Raw genomic sequence first — 16158 nt, forward strand, 5'->3', positions numbered from 1 at the left:
GGTAGCAGTTTTCCACTAATCCCTGTTCAGGAGAGACCAGATATGCCACAACGTATTGCCGTAATCGGTGCAGGCGTGCTGGGTTTAGCCGTCGCGCAGTCATTTTCGCGACGGGGCGCACAGGTCACCGTCTTCGATAAAAACTATCCTGGCAGCGGAACCAGTCAGATCAGCTATGCCTGGGTCAATGCCAACGGCAAAGAACCCACCAGCTACCATGATCTTAATGCCCATGCGATAGACGAGCATAAGCGCTGGCAGGCCAGCCATCCTGCATCGCCCCGATGGCTGCTGGAAACCGGCACGCTGGAGTGGGCAGCCGATGAATCATCCCTGCGCCAGCTGGCGCAGCGCGCAGCAAAGCTTACGACGCTCGATTACCCCGTAGAGAAACGTAGCCGCGCCGCACTTCTGGGTGCAATGCCCGAGTTGCGGCTCGATCCCCGCGTTCAGCACGCCTGGTCTTTCCCGTCGGAGTGTCTGCTTTATCCGAGCCTGTTTATCGCCTCTCTGCTGGCAGAGCTGCGTACCAGTGGCGGGCAGCTGGTCTGCAACAATGAAGTGACGACGCTGACTGAATCGGCGCAGGATGTCCATCTTACGCTGGCCAGTGGGGATGAATGGCGCGGCGATCAGCTGGTGCTGGCGACCGGCCGCTGGGCACCGGAACTGATAAGCCAGTGCGGGCTTGAACTGGCGATGACCGATGCGAACCGCGCCGATCCTGTTGCCTGCAGTTTTCTGGCGCAGACGCAGCCTCTGCCGATCCCACTTAAATGCAATCTGATTACCCCGGAACTGAATGTGCGGCCGGATGGTGGCGGCCGCCTGATGCTGCAGGCGCTGGATCTGGATCAGCATGCCGATCCGGCGCGGCCGGTCTCGCCGGATGGACTGATTGGCAAAGAGATGCTGCGTCGATTGCGGCGGCTGTTTAGAAATACGGAAGGCGCGAGAATTGAGCGGATTGAAACAGGACAGCGGTCGCGTCCGGCAGATGGCTTGCCGGCATTAGGCTACATCAGCGAGTCAGCACGCGTTTATCTGATGGTAAGCCATAGCGGCATGACACTTGCCCCATTGCTGGGCAGGCTGGTGGCTGAGGAGATGCTGAGCGGCACAGCGTCACCAATGCTGAGTGCGTTTGCACCGCATCGGTTGCTGAGTCCGCTCAGTGCAGTCGCTAAAACAGCGCCCGCTTATCTTCCGTCGGCACAGTAAACACTAGCGACGATTCTTCCACACGGTCTGCACGTTACAGAATTCGTGCACACCAAAGTGCGACAGCTCACGGCCGTAGCCGCTTTTCTTCACACCACCGATGGTAACGCGCGGATCGGACGCGCCGTTGCCATTAATAAACACAGCACCGACTTCCAGCTGGAGCGCCAGACGATCGGCAATCTCTTCATTACCGCTCCAGACGGTGGCGCTGAGGCCAAATTCGCTGTCGTTGGCGATCTCCAGCGCATGTTGTGGATCCCTTGCGACCGCAATAGCGGCTACCGGGCCAAACAGCTCCTGCCTGAACGCGGTCATGTCGCTGGTGACATCAGCGAGAATGGTCGGCGCGTAGTAGTTACCCTGCCCTGCCACTTTCTCGCCGCCCAGTACCAGACGTGCACCTTCACGCAGCGTGGCCTTTACCTGTCCATCCAGTTCGTCACGCAGATCGGCGCGTGCCATCGGGCCCAGGAAGGTATTTTCATCCAGCGGATCGCCCATGGTGAGTGCCTGGACCGCGGCAGTGAAGCGTTTTTCAAATTCTTCAGCGATCGGAGCTTCCAAAATAAAGCGTTTGGCAGCCATACACACCTGTCCGGTATTCTGGAAACGTCCAATAACGGCTGATTTAACCGCTTCATCAAGATCGGCATCCGCCAGCACGATAAAGGGATCGGATCCACCCAGCTCCAGCACGGTTTTCTTAAGTGCTGCGCCCGCCTGTGCGGCGATCGCGGCGCCAGCCCGGACACTTCCGGTAACGGCAACGGCGGCAATACGGTCATCTTTGATGGCTACGGAGACACCATCATTGTCAACGTTGATCAGGTTAAAGCCGCCAGCAGGCAGATCGGTTGCCCTGAACAGCTCAGCCATCAGTGTGGCGCTTCCCATGACGTTAGGCGCGTGTTTGAGCAGATAGGTGTTGCCTGCCAGCAACATACTCACTGCGCCCCGCAGAACCTGCCACAAGGGGAAATTCCATGGCATTACAGCCAGGATCACCCCGATGGGACGGAATCGCTGCCACGCATCGGCAATCTGCGTAGGCTGATCGGCCAGCATTGCAGGGCCATGTTCCGCATACCAGTCGCATAAGTTAGCGCATTTCAGAACTTCAGCGCGTGCCTGTGCAATGGGTTTACCCATCTCCAGGGTGATCATGCGGGAAAGATCCTGCTCACGCAGACGGATCTGTTCGCCAAGCTGACGCAATACGCGAATGCGGTCCGTCATGGTGCTGCGTTTCCATGCTGCAAAAGCAGATGCGCTTTCAGTCAGTGTCTGTTCCAGCTCTGCACTGTTCTGCAAAGGATAGCGTGCCAGAATTTCACCAGTTGTAGGGTTACGTGATAAGGCATGTTCAGTCATGGTGCCGTTTTCCTCATTCTGTCAGTGATGGAGAGACAATACGCGCTGTAGTTGATGATGAAAAATGAATAATAGTGAGGAAGTTGTTTATTTATTGAGAATGAAGGCTGCTGTAGCTGATTAGCCTGTCAGGCAGTGGGCAGATTGCGGGCCAGTTTTTGCTGATGGTCAGCACATTTGAAAAAGATGTTACGCCTTAAGTTTTCCACTTATACAGTGACCAGATCCTAATAAACGATCCTTAATAGATCATATAGAGATCCTAAGAGATCCCCGATCGTCGCAGGCCGCATCCCACAAGGGCTGAAAGGGTGATCGCGTTCACTATAATCAGTAAAGTGTTCACTGTAATCAGTACTTTATTCACTGTACCAGGTAGAATGTTCACTGTAAACAGTGCTAATGTTCACTGTAGTCAGAAAACGATCCCTTTCATCCACAGAATGAAGATCTTACGCCATGGCAGATAAAGACAACGAAAACAAAGCGTTACTTGAACCTTTTCTGTCAGTGACAAAAAACAGTGGTGAAGTTATTCAGCTTCATCCCAACAAGAATAATACCGTTCAGCCTGTCGCTTTAATGCGCCTTGGGTTGTTCGTGCCGACGCTGAAATCTACTGCACGCGGTAAATCCGGTGCTATGGCATCAACGGATGCGACGAAAGAACTGAAGAATCTGACGCTGGTGAAAGCGGAAGGCTACGAAAAGATTACCATTACCGGCGCGCGGCTGGATATGGATAACGATTTCAAAACCTGGGCGGGTATTATTCAATCTTTTTCCCGCTATCCGACCAAGGGCGATACCGTCACGCTGCCGTTTATCGACTTTGTGAAGATGTGTGGCATTCCCTCTGCCAACTCTTCAGCCGCCCTGCGTAAGCGTCTTGATGCCTCTCTGCGCCGCATAGCGACCAATACACTCTCCTTTGAAGGTAACGGTAAGGCGTATCATACCCACCTTGTTCAGTCTGCTTATTACGATCGCGAAAAAGATATTGTGCGCATCCAGGCCGACCCCAAGCTGTTCGAACTCTATAACTTCGACCATAAGGTCCTGCTTCAGCTCCGTGCAATATCCCGTCTGAAGCGTAAAGAGTCTGCGCAGGCGCTTTACACCTTCCTGGAGAGCCTGCCAACCAATCCGGCGCCTATCTCGCTTGCACGCCTGCGTATGCGCCTGAACCTCGGCTCTAAGACCACCACGCAGAACCATGTCGTGCGGCGCGCGATGGAGCAGCTGAAAGAGATCGGTTATCTGGATTACTCAGAAGTGAAGCGTGGCCGCTCAGTCTTTTTTATTATCCACAGCCGTACGCCTAAGCTTGATGGCATCAGTAATCTGGAGAGCATCGATTCGCTGGATGAGATCGAGTTTGATGATTAACTCCTCATGTTCACTGTAATCAGTATTCCTGCGTGGCAGTGTCACTTTCTGCGTTACCGGTGACATTGCGCCATCCACTCTTCATTCACTGTAATCAGTACTCCCCAGGGATTCACTGTGATCAGTAACGTTCACTGTAATCAGTAACCGGGCCGCCGTGCAAAAGTGTGTTCAGACCCTACCCCCCTTCAATGCGCCTGATAACAAGGGCTTATAAGTAAGTTAGTGCTTACTCTCATATTGGTTAGCACTCAATTATACTGTGTTTACTGATTACAGTGAATGCCCTTACTTCGGTTGGCTAAGCCTCTCTCTGCTGATTACAGTGAATCCTTTTTACTGACTACAGTGAATGCCTTTGCTCTGCCCTGTTCTCAAAGAGCATTACTGGCTGGCCAGCAAATCAGGGCTGGATGCGGTTTACCATGAGGGGTCTGCTCAGCGTGATTCACATGATACGTATGACCTGAATGACACACGTAACCATAGAGAACAGCGTGACACTGTTACTGATTACAGTGAATGTTTGCTGATGGGCGCTACCCTCGCCTCACCATTGAATCTCTTTAACGGCTTTCCGAATCGCTACTGATTACAGTGAATGTTGTTGTCAGATGCCCGGTCTGAGGCGAGTCATAACTGCCATGGCGGGATGCTAATCTTGTACTGATTGCAGTGAACGTTCTGCTGATTACAGTGAATGTTTGCTGCGGTGTACCTGAAGGCATCGTGCATTCTACTGATTACAGTGAACGTTAAAGTGAACCTGCTGACGGCATTGCTGATGTATACGATACGGGGCTGGTGCATGACTGGCTGAAGGGCGACAGAAGAAGCCGTTGCTCGCAAGGTCTGGTCACTTCATGACTCACGACCACGTCGGCACACACTGATGCAGAACAGAATCGCCTCTGTCTACTTACTGCTATCTACTGACTCATATTACGACCCCGTCGGCACGCCCTGATTCAGAACAGAATCGCTTCTGTCTACTTACTGCTGACTACTGACTACAGTGAATGTTTGCGCGGTTGTTCTCCTTCTAATGCCTCTTCTGTTTGTGATGTTACTGACTATAGTGAATGTTTACTGCTTTCTGGATTTACTGATTACAGTGAACGTTTATGGGCTTTACGCTTCTGTATCGCAGACCAGAGTCGGTTGTGACGTTGCCGGTGTATATTCCCTCTCCAGATTCCGATGCTTTTATCATCCGCTGAGGATTTTTCAACCCATCCTTACTGACTACAGTGAACGTTTACTCTGCCCTGCTCCCTCTTCTGGCTCCTGATCGGCAAGTTTACTGATTACAGTGAACGTTGCTCTTCACAGAGCTGAACACGTAAAACGCTACTGACTATAGTGAATGTTGAAGTGATGCAGTGGCAAAGATCAGCACAGCAACCTGCAGTCACTGCCTGAAATCCATTTATCAATGTATCCATCGCTCTTTCGCCTGCTCCTTAACGTCACCGAAAGAGACACAAGCTTTACTGACTACAGTGAACGTTTGATCTCAAGGTTCGTCTTCTGTGTTCTCTCCTTTCCCGCTCAATGTACCCGGTTTGGCTGATGATTTTTTAAACCTGTTTGCTCACTACAGTGAATGTTCTGCTGATTACAGTGAATGCTTACCGCAATTAACCTGCAAAATATATTCGGCCAGACGAAATAATGTGATGAAACTCACCAAAAACCCGTGTGGTTACATAAAAACGGAGATTATGTTGAGAAGATAATTTATTGCCTCACGTGCAGGATTTCTGTATAAAGTCATAAATCCTACATGTTTGGAGCAACTATGGCTAATGATGACAAGCAGGTGATGAAGGTTGCGCAGCGTTCAGAACGCATGCTGCTAAGCCTCACCGAGCAAATTCAGGCGCAAAAGCAGGAACTGCATGAAAATACCTACTATCAGGTCTATGCCAAAGCGGCGCTGGCAAAGTTGCCCAAACTGACCCGAGCCAGTGTGGATTACGCAGTCAATGAGATGGAAGAAAGCGGTTATCAATTTGATAAACGCGCGGCCGGTTCTTCCGTTAAATATGCTATGTCGATTCAGAATATTATCGATATCTATCATCATCGTGGCGTGCCGAAGTATCGCGATCGCCACAGTGAAGCCTATACCCTATTTGTTGGTAATCTGAAGGGCGGCGTCTCCAAAACGGTTTCTACCGTCTCGCTGGCACATGCGCTACGTGCACATCCCCATCTTCTTTTTGAAGATTTGCGCATCCTGGTTATCGACCTTGATCCGCAGTCCTCAGCAACCATGTTTCTGAACCACGAGCGCTCCGTCGGGCTGGTGGAAGCGACTGCGGCTCAGGCAATGCTGCAGAATGTCTCACGAGATGAGCTGGTCAACGAGTTTATCGTTCCGTCGATCATTCCGGGTGTGGATGTGCTGCCTGCATCGATTGATGACGCCTTTATCGCCTCAAGCTGGGATCAGCTTTGTGCTGAGCATCTTCCGCAACAGAACGTTCACGCCGTGTTGTATGACAACGTTATTGCCAAACTGAAAAAAGATTATGACTTCATCTTTATCGATAGCGGCCCGCATCTTGATGCTTTCCTGAAGAATGCGATTGCAGCGTCTGATCTTCTGATGACTCCAGTGCCACCGGCTCAGGTAGACTTTCACTCGACACTAAAATACCTGACACGTCTTCCGGAACTGATTGCGATTATCGAAGACTCCGGCGCGACCTGTCGGCTGCAGGGCAATATTGGCTTCATGTCTAAGCTCTCCAATAAAGCGGACCATAAACTCTGTCATAGCCTGGCGAAAGAGATTTTTGGTGGCGACATGCTTGATGCTGCCCTTCCCCGCCTTGATGGTTTCGAACGTTGTGGTGAATCCTTTGATACGGTTATCTCCGCCAATCCTTCGACCTACGTCGGCAGCAGCGAAGCGTTGAAGAATGCACGATCCGCCGCAGAAGACTTTGCTAAAGCCGTCTTCGACCGTATCGAATTTATTCGCCTGAACTGAGGTTTGTATGAGCGCAAAAAGAATTACGATTGGCAGAACCTTCAGCCAGACTCCACTGGAAAATGACACGCCAGACAGCCAGCACAACCAGACATTCGTTCTGGCAACGGGCAAGCGCGCCCTGTTTCGCTTTGAACGCATTGCCGCCAGCGACGTTGAAAGCAAAACGTTCGTCACAATGGAAACCAACGGTCGCGATCAGGCAGGCCTGACACCTGATTCGCTGCGCGACATTATCCGGACCATTAAGCTGCAGCAGTTCTTTCCCGCTATTGGCGTGATGCGCGATGACCGCATCGAAATCCTGGATGGCTCACGTCGTCGTGCAGCCGCACTCTACTGCAAAACCGGCCTGGACGTGCTGATCACTGACGCGGCCATCACCGCTGATGAAGCCCGCCGACTGGCGCAGGATATTCAGACGGCACGGGAACACAATCTGCGCGAAGTGGGTATGCGTCTGTTAACGCTTAAAGATGGCGGTTTGTCGCAGAAGGAGATTGCTGAAAATCAGGGTTTGTCCCAGGCAAAAGTGACGCGTGCCCTGCAGGCCGCCAGCGTTCCGTCAGATTTGATTTCACTTTTTCCTAATCACGCTGAGCTGACCTATCCCGACTATAAAGCGTTGTTACAGGCAGCGGACAAGTTGAGTGAGTCGGGGCAAAGCGTTGAAGCTCTGATCAAATCCATTTCCAGGGAAATTGATGTGGTCTGTGCCCGTGAAGGTCTGGCCGAGGACGAGCTTAAAAATCATATCCTGCGTCTGATTCGACAGGGCAGCCAGACTCTGATCAAAGAACCGGAGAAAGATAAAACCCAGGCGACTGCACTCTGGTCTTTTGCTGATAAAGATCGCTTCGCCCGTAAAAAGGTACGCGGACGGATGTTCAGTTATGAATTTAACCGACAGTCGAAAGAGTTGCAGGAAGAGCTGGATAAAGTTATTGCGGAGACCCTGAAAAAATATCTCAACCGTTAACGTATCTGCACTCAAATCAGCCAGCGATAGACGCTGGCTTTTTTTTTCGATTTTTGTAGCAAGTCGTCGTTAAAAGAGATGGCGGACACCCAAATTTCAGGCTGAAATCGCCAGATTTTTAAGTGTGAATTCATGATTAAGCTATTGAAATATAATAAATTAATCTATTGTTTCTTGCTGAAAAACTGCATGAAATCGCCACTTCGCTGAACTCTCTCGCCAGATACCGAAGCCGCTTCCAAACCGCACAGGTCACTATAAACAGAGATAGCGGGTTTCGTCTGATGCTATCGTTGATAAATCTCATCGCCGCCAGCTCGCATCCGACGGTCAGAATATTGCAAGTAATGATTTTACGGGGCTGGTTTATTAGTGACCAATCAACCCCCCACTGAACCTCAGTAACAGCGTACCGGCTTCACACACTCCGCTAAACCCTCTGCCTGGCCTTTCTCCAAACATTAGCCCGCCAGCGATATTTCGTGATTAACTGTTTGTTTTTAATATAAAAGATGAAATAATTTCAGCCTGAAATCGCCATGCCTGCAGCTAAACGCTCCCGCGTTTCAGGTCTGAGGGCGAACGGATAAGATCAGAAAAGAGGCGTATCTTACGGGCAGTAAAGTCCTGAACAGAGAGTGAAAAAAGATACTCAGAAACTATCCCTCACTTATCCACAGAAAAAGTGGATAACTTTTTCTGCGCGATAAAATATTTTTTTTGAAGAGGTGCGATACAAGATGCAGCTTTGGCAGGGAATTCCATTAAAACCTGATCAGCGGAAAAAGATTGTCATAGTCTGTTCATAGCGGAAAGGTAGTTGCATGGCATCAGATTCACTGTATTGGGTAAAGCAGGTGAAATCGGCAGCTTATGGACGAAGAGCCCCTATCGGCCTACCTGATAAAAGACGATGGCTCACTGCACTGCTGTTTACAGTGAATTGCGAGAAATAACGTCTGTATGGCATTGAACCGGGTTATCAGTGGCTGTTATCAGCATACAGCGTAATTGCTGATGCGCAGAGAGTGCTGACCACTGCAATCAGTAATCAGACCGATGTGAAGTGACGTAATGCAATGATGATCTTCCACGGCAGCAGCGAACCTATGCAGAAGAAAACCGGGCCAGGCCCGGTTTTGATATGAATCAGGCTTCAAGCCAGGCGGTGATTTGCTTAACCATGGCATCCGTTGAGATGCCATAACGGTCATGCAGCGTCGGTAGTGCGCCTGCTGCAAGGAAAGCATCCGGCAGCGCAATCTGTTTAAAGCGCGGTGTCACATGGTTTCGCATTAACAGGCCGGCAATAGCTTCGCCTAAGCCACCGGTTATCGAATGATTTTCAGCGGTGATAACCAGCTGGTTATGATGCAGTGCTACTCACGCCTCACGCAGGATGGTCTCTTCATCCAGAGGCTTAATCATGGGTGAGTGAACCACACCGACCTCAATCCCCTGCTTCTCCAGCGCTTCAGCGGCCTCAAGCGCCCGCATGGTCATCAATCCGCTGCTGATAATAACGGCATGCTTACCGCCGCGCAGGTGCTGAGCCTTACCGTGCTGATAGCGATAGTCATATTTATCCAGCACCAGCGGAACCTTACCGCGCAGCAGGCGCAAATAGACCGGACCCTGATGTTCAGCGATAGCCGGTATCACCTGGCTAATCTCCAGTGCATCGCAGGGATCGATGATAGTCAGGTTCGGCATGCCACGGAAGATTGCCAGGTCATCAGTCGCCTGATGACTCGGTCCATAACCGGTGGTCAGGCCCGGCAGTGCGCAGGCGATTTTAACGTTCAGATTCTCTTCGGCAATGGCCATGCAGATAAAATCATAAGCGCGGCGGGAAGCAAAGACGGCATAAGTGGTGACAAAAGGCATAAAGCCTTCACGCGCCATACCTGCTGCGGCGCTCATCAGTAACTGTTCCGCCATGCCCATCTGATAAAAGCGTTTCGGAAAAGCCTCTGCGAACAGGTGCAGATCGGTATATTTACTTAAATCAGCCGTCAGCCCGACCACATCTGAGCGCTGCTCTGCCAGAGAGACCAGGGCATGTCCAAAAGGAGCTGAAACCGTGGGCTGGCCTTCAGCGGCGATCGAGGCGATCATGGCGGAAGTGGTCAGACGTTTTTTTTGCGGTTGTGAACTCATCTCAGACTCCTTGCTCAAGTGCTGTCAGGGCTTTGTCCCACTCATCGGCATCGACCCGAATAAAGTGGGTTTTCTCACGACTTTCCAGAAACGGCACACCTTTGCCCATTCGGGTATCGCAAATGATGACGCGCGGCTGGGGTTCGGGCCAGCTGCGAGCCGCATCAAAGGCGGCCTGCAAAGCAGAGATATCGTTGCCATCAACCCGCTGGGTGTACCAGCCAAAAGCCTGCCAGCGATCCACAATGGGTTCAAAAGCGAGAATCTCACTGCTATGGCCGTCAGCCTGCTGATTGTTGACGTCGATAAGGGCGATCAGGTTATCAAGTTGCCAGTGTGAGGCGGACATTGCCGCTTCCCAGGTAGAGCCTTCATTCAGTTCACCATCTGAAAGCAGGTTATAGACTCGTGCCTGCGAGCCTTTCTGCTTCAGCCCAAGACAGGCACCCACGGCAATACCTAATCCATGACCCAGTGAACCGCCGGTAATTTCCATGCCTGGGGTATAGGCAGCCATGCCGGACATCGGCAGGCGGCTCTCATCAGTCCCATAGGTTTCCCTCTCCTCTTCAGGTATCACGCCTGCTTCCAGCAGGGCGGCATAAAGGGCGATAGCGTAATGGCCAATCGACAGATAGAAGCGATCGCGGTCTTCCCACTCAGGTTGATCCGGCCGGTAATTCATGGCGTGGAAATAGCTGACAGCAAGCAAATCGGCTGCACCCAGCGCCTGACCGATATATCCCTGCCCCTGAATCTGGCCCATTAATAAGGCATGGCGGCGAATATTGGTGGCTCGTTGCTGCAATGAGAGCACGTGTGAAGCGTGACGAGAGTCAGTCATATTACCTCCTGATTAACGATTAACGTCCGCTGCCCGGATGCGCAGCACGCATAGCGCGCCACCCAGCAGGACGGCAGCAATAAAGTACATTCCGGAAGCGGGCGTACCGGTTGCGGTGGTGATGGTGCCTATCAGCCACGGTGAGAAAAAACCGGCCAGATTAGCAATGCAGTTCACGGCGGCGATGCCTGCGGCGGCAGAGACGCCACCTAACAGATTGGTCGGCAACATCCAGAACAGCGATGAGGCGGAAAGAATGCCCGCAGCGGCAATACAAAGGGAGAGCAGTGACAGGGAGACGCTATGGCTCAGCAGGGTCGCCAGCGTCAGTCCGGTGAGTCCGATCAGCATCGGAACAATCAGATGCCAGCGGCGTTCACGATAGCGATCGCCACTGCGCCCGGCCAGCAGCATAAAGATAATGGCGCAGAGGTAAGGCAGACTGGTCAGCAGCCCAATATGCAGCGGTTCACTAACGCCTGAGTTTCTCACCAGCGTCGGTAACCAGAACGTCAGGGCGTACTGACCCATCACCACACAGAAGTAGATCAGCGCCAGCAGCCACAGACGACGGTCGGCGACAAAGGCTTTTACCGTGCCATGACAGGCTTTCTGCTGATTATCCTCGTCCAGATCGGCACGCACCCGGCGTTTCTCATCTTCGTCCAGCCACTCTGCCTGTTCAACACGATCCTTCAGAACCAGCAGTACCACTAATCCCATAACAAGGGTGGGGATAGCTTCCAGCATAAACATCCACTGCCAGCCTGCCCATCCGTGAAAGCCTGCAAAGGTCGCCATAATCCAGCCTGAGAGCGGGCCGCCAATCATCCCTGAGAGTGGAATGGCGACAAACCAGAGCACGGTCATACGTGCGCGACGGTGTGATGGAAAACAGTAGGTCAGGTAGAGCAGTAAACCTGGCGCAAGACCGGCCTCGGCGACGCCGAGCAGAAAGCGCAGCAGGTAGAACTGCCATGCGGTTTCTACAAAGGCGAACAGGGCTGAGATGATGCCCCATGTGATCATAATGCGGGCAATCCAGCGGCGTGCGCCGACACGGTGCAGGATCAGGTTACTCGGCACCTCAAAGAAGAAGTAGCCGATAAAAAAGATCCCGGCACCCAGTCCATACACGGTTTCGCTGAGAGACAAATCATCCATCATCTGTAATTTAGCGAAGCCCACATTGACGCGATCAAGATAGGCGCAGAGATAACAGAGCATCAGCCAGGGCATCAGGCGCCAGGCAATTTTGCGATAGGTGATATCGCGCGCAGCAGAGGCTGCGCTCAGATTAAGCGTGGTCATGGTGTTCACTCCCGAGGTTAGCCCGCCAGGCGTGCGGGCAGGGAAGGGCGCTATTTAATGGATCAGCATGCCGCCGTTCACATCCAGCGTGATGCCGGTGAGATAACCGGAGAGATCGCTGGCGAGAAACAGCGCAGCGTTGGCGACGTCACTGGCGGACCCAAGGCGTCCGAGCGGAATTCCGTCGAGAATGGCGTGGCGGCGTTCATCCTGTAACAGGCCACCAGTGATGTCCGTCTGGATCAGACCGGGCGTCAGGGCATTAATGCGTATCTGGTCAGGGCCAAATTCGCGCGCCATCGCTTTAGTCAGGCCCAGAACGCCCGCTTTAGCGGCACTGTAGTGCGGGCCACCGAAAATCCCGCCGCCGCGCTGTGCTGAGACCGAGGACAGGCAGATGATGCTGCCGCCTTTCTGCTGCTGCATGGTGGGGATCACCGCCTGAGACATCAGCAGCGTGCCGCGCAGATTGACATCAAGAATACGGTTGTAATCCTCGATGCCGATTTCCAGTGTTTTAATCGGCTGAGTAATACCTGCATTGTTGACCAGCACATCAATACGGCCGAAGTGCTCAAGGACCTGGTCGATGGCACGACGAACAGAGAGGGGATCGGTCACATCGGTGGCCAGGCCGAGATGCCCCTCACCACAAGACTGTGCGCTGGCCTGGGCGGCCTGCTGATCTAAATCGAGCACTACCACGCGCGCACCATGCTGAGCAAAACAGGCGGCTGTTGCCCGGCCAATGCCGCGCTGAGAGGCGGCACCTGTAATAATCGCAACTTTATTTTCGAGTAACATTGTCCACTCCAGAAAAATAATTATTAGTGGTTCGGTATCGCTACCGGCAGGGTCACGATCAGAATTGATAAAGCGGCTAATATTGGCAATGCAAAAAAATTCATTTGATGCTGAATGAATTTGTTGGTTTGATGCAGTTAACAATTCTGCGATTTAAAAATGGGCACACATCACAAAATTCCAGTGTGGAGAGGCGGATGGAAAAGCAGTCTGATCACTTACCTTCGATTAAATCACTGCGGGTTTTTGAGCAGGTGGCCCATTTTGGTAATGTCGCGCGTGCGGCCGAGGAATTAAGTATTACGCCTTCGGCGGCCAGTCATCAGCTGGCAAAACTGGAGCGTGAATTGGGCTGTATTCTGTTTAATCGTTCGGCAAAGGGCGTAGTGCTGACGCTGTCGGGTGAGCACTACCTCAGGGAGATTGGTCCGATACTGCTGAGTCTGACGCAGGCGACTGCACGCATCAGTAACGAGAAAGCCCGCAGCAACCTCAGGATCCACTGCGCGCCCAGTTTCGGTCTGCTGTGGCTGTTGCCGCGCATCCATAAATTTCGCGACAGCTATCCCGAGTTTCAGCTCACGCTCTCCTGCTCTTACGAGAATTTATCTTTCAGCCGCGACAATATTGATATTGCGATACGCCATGGATTCCCGGACTGGAACTCATTCGAGATTAAAACGATCCGCCACGAAAGAATGTCGGTGCTGGCCTCGCCTGAGTATCTGAAAAAGCATCCTGTTAATCAGGCCGCTGAGTTAATTCATCATGCGCTGATATTATCGGAGTCGCCGCTTATTCAGTGGCCGCAGTGGTTTGCTTCTCAGCAATTACCTCAGCCAGATAAAGAGTGGTTATTTCGCTTTGATCGCTCTTATATGAGTCTTGAGGCGGCGATGTTAGGCCACGGTCTTATATTTGAAAGTGAATTGCTGGCGGAGGATTATCTGCGCAGTGGAAAACTGGTCAGAGTCTTGTCCGAACAGGAGAGTCTGCCCGTCAGCGCCCATCATCTGGTCTTCCCGCGTGGATTTGCCCAGTTTCCCCGCGTCGCGCATTTCCTGAGCTGGATCCAGCAGGAACTGAAAGTGTTAACCTAATGTTAAAATAACTTTCACGTCGTCATTATTGCGCCGGTTTATTTATCCGGTTAACTATCCCTGTTATAAAAATCGCATTGCTAAAGCTAACTTTTAAATACCGTCTACACTTCTTTACCCACTCGGTAAATATGTTCCATTTCTATTCCGTATGAAATTTAATCAAACGGATGTTTAACTTATTAATGGCAGGGATATTATGAGTACGAATACACCAGACTCTGGTGAAGCGGGCGATCACGCGCCTGCGGATACGGTACGCCAGCGCATTTTTTTAGTGGTACTGGTTGCCACTATGGGCGCGCTGGCTTTTGGTTATGACACCGGGATTATCTCGGGTGCGTTACCCTACATGACCTCACCACCCGATCAGGGTGGACTTGGACTGAACTCATTCACTGAAGGGCTGGTAGCCTCTTCGCTGGTGTTCGGTGCCGCAATCGGCTCTTTCCTGAGTGGTTTCTTCTCTGACCGGTTTGGCCGGCGTATTACCTTACGCAGCCTGGCGGTTATTTTTGTGCTGGGTTCACTGGGAACAGCGCTGGCGCCTTCTGTCAACGTCATGGTGGCAATGCGCTTCCTGCTGGGGATTGCGGTCGGCGGCGGTTCCTCTACCGTGCCGGTGTTTATCGCCGAAATTGCCGGACCGCGCCTGCGTGCGCCGCTGGTCAGCCGCAATGAGCTGATGATCGTTACCGGACAGCTCATTGCTTATGTTGCCAGTACGCTGCTGAGCTATCTGCTGCATGATGAGCACCTGTGGCGCTACATGCTGGCAATTGCCATGGTGCCGGGTCTTTTGCTGTTTATCGGCACGTTCTTCGTTCCCGCCTCTCCACACTGGCTGGTCGCGGAAGGGCGTCTGAAAGAGGCTAAAAAGATCCTGAAGTATCTGCGTGAAACGCCGCGTGAAGTGCGCCATGAGATGGCGCAGATGAAGAAGCAGGCGAGGGCGGCGGAACGTGGGCCGGATGCGAAAACCCTGATCCGTGAAAAGTGGGTGATTCGCCTGATGGTTATCGGCGTCGGGCTGGGCTTTGTCGCCCAGTTCACCGGGGTAAATGGTTTTATGTATTACACCCCGATCATCCTTAAACAGACCGGACTTGGCACCAGCGCCTCGATTGCCGCGACCATCGGTAACGGCGTGGTCTCAGTGGTGGCGGCGATTGTAGGTATCTGGGCGGTTAGTCGCTTTCCGCGCCGGACGATGCTGATTACCGGCCTGTGTCTGGTGGTCGCTTCGCAGATTATGCTGGGCAGCGTGATGACCTTTATCGCTCCCAGCCTGATGCAGAGCTACCTCGCCCTGGCCTGTATTCTGCTGTTCCTGTTCTGCATGCAGATGTGCATCTCGCCAGTCTACTGGCTGATGATGTCGGAACTGTTCCCGATGCAGTTGCGTGGCGTATTAACCGGCGGCGCTGTCTCACTACAGTGGATCTTTAACGCGATAGTCGCCTTTGGTTTTCCACCGATAATGGAATATGCCGGCAGCACCACCTTCTTCATCTTTGCCGCGATTAACGTCGGGTCGCTGATCTTCGTGATGGCGATGGTGCCAGAGACGCGGGGCAAAAGCCTGGAAGAGATTGAGTCACACATGAAAGAGAAGTTTGGTGAAAAGCCAAAAGAGGCTCAAGCCTCGTGAGTCTCCCACCGGATTCAGCCCACCGGCTGAATCCGGTTTTACCTCCTTATCGCCTTATCTTGTTACCTCCTTATCTTCTTACGAACCGTTGCACCGCATTTCCCCGTCCTTATCCTCACTAAGTACCATCAGACAACATTCACTGTAATCAGCAATTTTCCCTCGATTAATTTCCATACAGTTCTGGCGATTTCAGGCTGAAATCGCCAGAACCTGACTGAATAAGCTGTCGTTATTGTCTTCAGAAACTACCGGTTAAGCGAAGCATGACCGCTGACAAAGATTGCATCAGGCTCTGCGCTATACTCATTTTTCATCTGCTCC

Annotated in this window: 10 protein-coding genes and 1 pseudogene; 6 read left to right on the forward strand and 5 right to left on the reverse strand. The window is 52.2% G+C overall.

Annotated features, from left to right (window positions below):
• The first annotated feature begins 42 nt into the window (after window positions 1–42).
• A complete protein-coding gene (locus tag HFD94_RS08465; RefSeq protein WP_167433016.1) occupies window positions 43–1221 on the forward strand; it encodes an FAD-binding oxidoreductase in 1179 nt (392 codons plus the stop codon).
• A gap of 3 nt (window positions 1222–1224) precedes the next feature.
• Here HFD94_RS08465 and HFD94_RS08470 read toward each other — a convergent pair whose 3' ends face one another.
• Window positions 1225–2595 (reverse strand): aldehyde dehydrogenase family protein, encoded by a 1371-nt coding sequence (locus HFD94_RS08470; protein ID WP_163641555.1) that lies wholly within the window; start codon window positions 2593–2595, stop codon window positions 1225–1227.
• A 459-nt stretch (window positions 2596–3054) separates the two neighbouring features.
• Here HFD94_RS08470 and HFD94_RS08475 point away from each other — a divergent pair, with 459 nt between their 5' ends.
• From HFD94_RS08475 to HFD94_RS08485, 3 genes are all read left to right on the forward strand, one after another.
• Entirely contained in the window at window positions 3055–3984 is a 930-nt protein-coding gene (locus HFD94_RS08475) for a RepB family plasmid replication initiator protein (RefSeq protein ID WP_010246820.1), read from the forward strand.
• Between the two features lie 1801 nt (window positions 3985–5785).
• Entirely contained in the window at window positions 5786–6985 is a 1200-nt protein-coding gene (locus tag HFD94_RS08480) for an AAA family ATPase (protein ID WP_010670591.1), read from the forward strand.
• A 7-nt stretch (window positions 6986–6992) separates the two neighbouring features.
• The gene (locus tag HFD94_RS08485; RefSeq protein WP_010246824.1) at window positions 6993–7964 is read left to right on the forward strand and encodes a ParB family protein; all 972 of its coding nucleotides are present in this window, start codon (window positions 6993–6995) and stop codon (window positions 7962–7964) included.
• A 1149-nt stretch (window positions 7965–9113) separates the two neighbouring features.
• Here the strand turns inward: HFD94_RS08485 and HFD94_RS08490 are convergent.
• From HFD94_RS08490 to HFD94_RS08505, 4 genes and pseudogenes are all read right to left on the reverse strand, one after another.
• A pseudogene (locus HFD94_RS08490) lies at window positions 9114–10124 on the reverse strand (transketolase family protein).
• Between the two features lies 1 nt (window position 10125).
• Complete coding sequence (locus HFD94_RS08495) at window positions 10126–10968, reverse strand: transketolase (protein WP_031292457.1); 843 nt, start codon at window positions 10966–10968, stop codon at window positions 10126–10128.
• A gap of 12 nt (window positions 10969–10980) precedes the next feature.
• On the reverse strand, window positions 10981–12279 hold the full coding sequence (locus tag HFD94_RS08500) for an MFS transporter (protein ID WP_167433017.1): 1299 nt from the start codon (window positions 12277–12279) through the stop codon (window positions 10981–10983).
• 54 nt (window positions 12280–12333) lie between these two features.
• Entirely contained in the window at window positions 12334–13083 is a 750-nt protein-coding gene (locus HFD94_RS08505) for an SDR family NAD(P)-dependent oxidoreductase (RefSeq protein ID WP_167433018.1), read from the reverse strand.
• 197 nt (window positions 13084–13280) lie between these two features.
• Between HFD94_RS08505 and HFD94_RS08510 the strand changes: the two genes are divergently transcribed.
• Together HFD94_RS08510 and HFD94_RS08515 are read left to right on the forward strand one after the other, a co-directional pair.
• Entirely contained in the window at window positions 13281–14183 is a 903-nt protein-coding gene (locus HFD94_RS08510; protein ID WP_022624570.1) for a LysR substrate-binding domain-containing protein, read from the forward strand.
• Between the two features lie 199 nt (window positions 14184–14382).
• The gene (locus HFD94_RS08515) at window positions 14383–15834 is read left to right on the forward strand and encodes a sugar porter family MFS transporter (protein WP_111534287.1); all 1452 of its coding nucleotides are present in this window, start codon (window positions 14383–14385) and stop codon (window positions 15832–15834) included.
• The last annotated feature ends 324 nt before the right edge of the window (window positions 15835–16158 follow it).

The sequence above is a fragment of the Pantoea sp. EKM20T genome (assembly GCF_011800485.1).
Classification (GTDB): Bacteria; Pseudomonadota; Gammaproteobacteria; order Enterobacterales; family Enterobacteriaceae; genus Pantoea; species Pantoea agglomerans.

Bases quoted from the DNA above. Each gene is read 5' to 3' on its own strand.
- HFD94_RS08465 (WP_167433016.1), top strand. From the start codon at position 43: ATGCCACAACGTATTGCCGTAATCGGTGCAGGCGTGCTGGGTTTAGCC.
- HFD94_RS08470 (WP_163641555.1), bottom strand. From the start codon at position 2,595: ATGACTGAACATGCCTTATCACGTAACCCTACAACTGGTGAAATTCTG.
- HFD94_RS08475 (WP_010246820.1), top strand. From the start codon at position 3,055: ATGGCAGATAAAGACAACGAAAACAAAGCGTTACTTGAACCTTTTCTG.
- HFD94_RS08480 (WP_010670591.1), top strand. From the start codon at position 5,786: ATGGCTAATGATGACAAGCAGGTGATGAAGGTTGCGCAGCGTTCAGAA.
- HFD94_RS08485 (WP_010246824.1), top strand. From the start codon at position 6,993: ATGAGCGCAAAAAGAATTACGATTGGCAGAACCTTCAGCCAGACTCCA.
- HFD94_RS08495 (WP_031292457.1), bottom strand. From the start codon at position 10,968: ATGACTGACTCTCGTCACGCTTCACACGTGCTCTCATTGCAGCAACGA.
- HFD94_RS08500 (WP_167433017.1), bottom strand. From the start codon at position 12,279: ATGACCACGCTTAATCTGAGCGCAGCCTCTGCTGCGCGCGATATCACC.
- HFD94_RS08505 (WP_167433018.1), bottom strand. From the start codon at position 13,083: ATGTTACTCGAAAATAAAGTTGCGATTATTACAGGTGCCGCCTCTCAG.
- HFD94_RS08510 (WP_022624570.1), top strand. From the start codon at position 13,281: ATGGAAAAGCAGTCTGATCACTTACCTTCGATTAAATCACTGCGGGTT.
- HFD94_RS08515 (WP_111534287.1), top strand. From the start codon at position 14,383: ATGAGTACGAATACACCAGACTCTGGTGAAGCGGGCGATCACGCGCCT.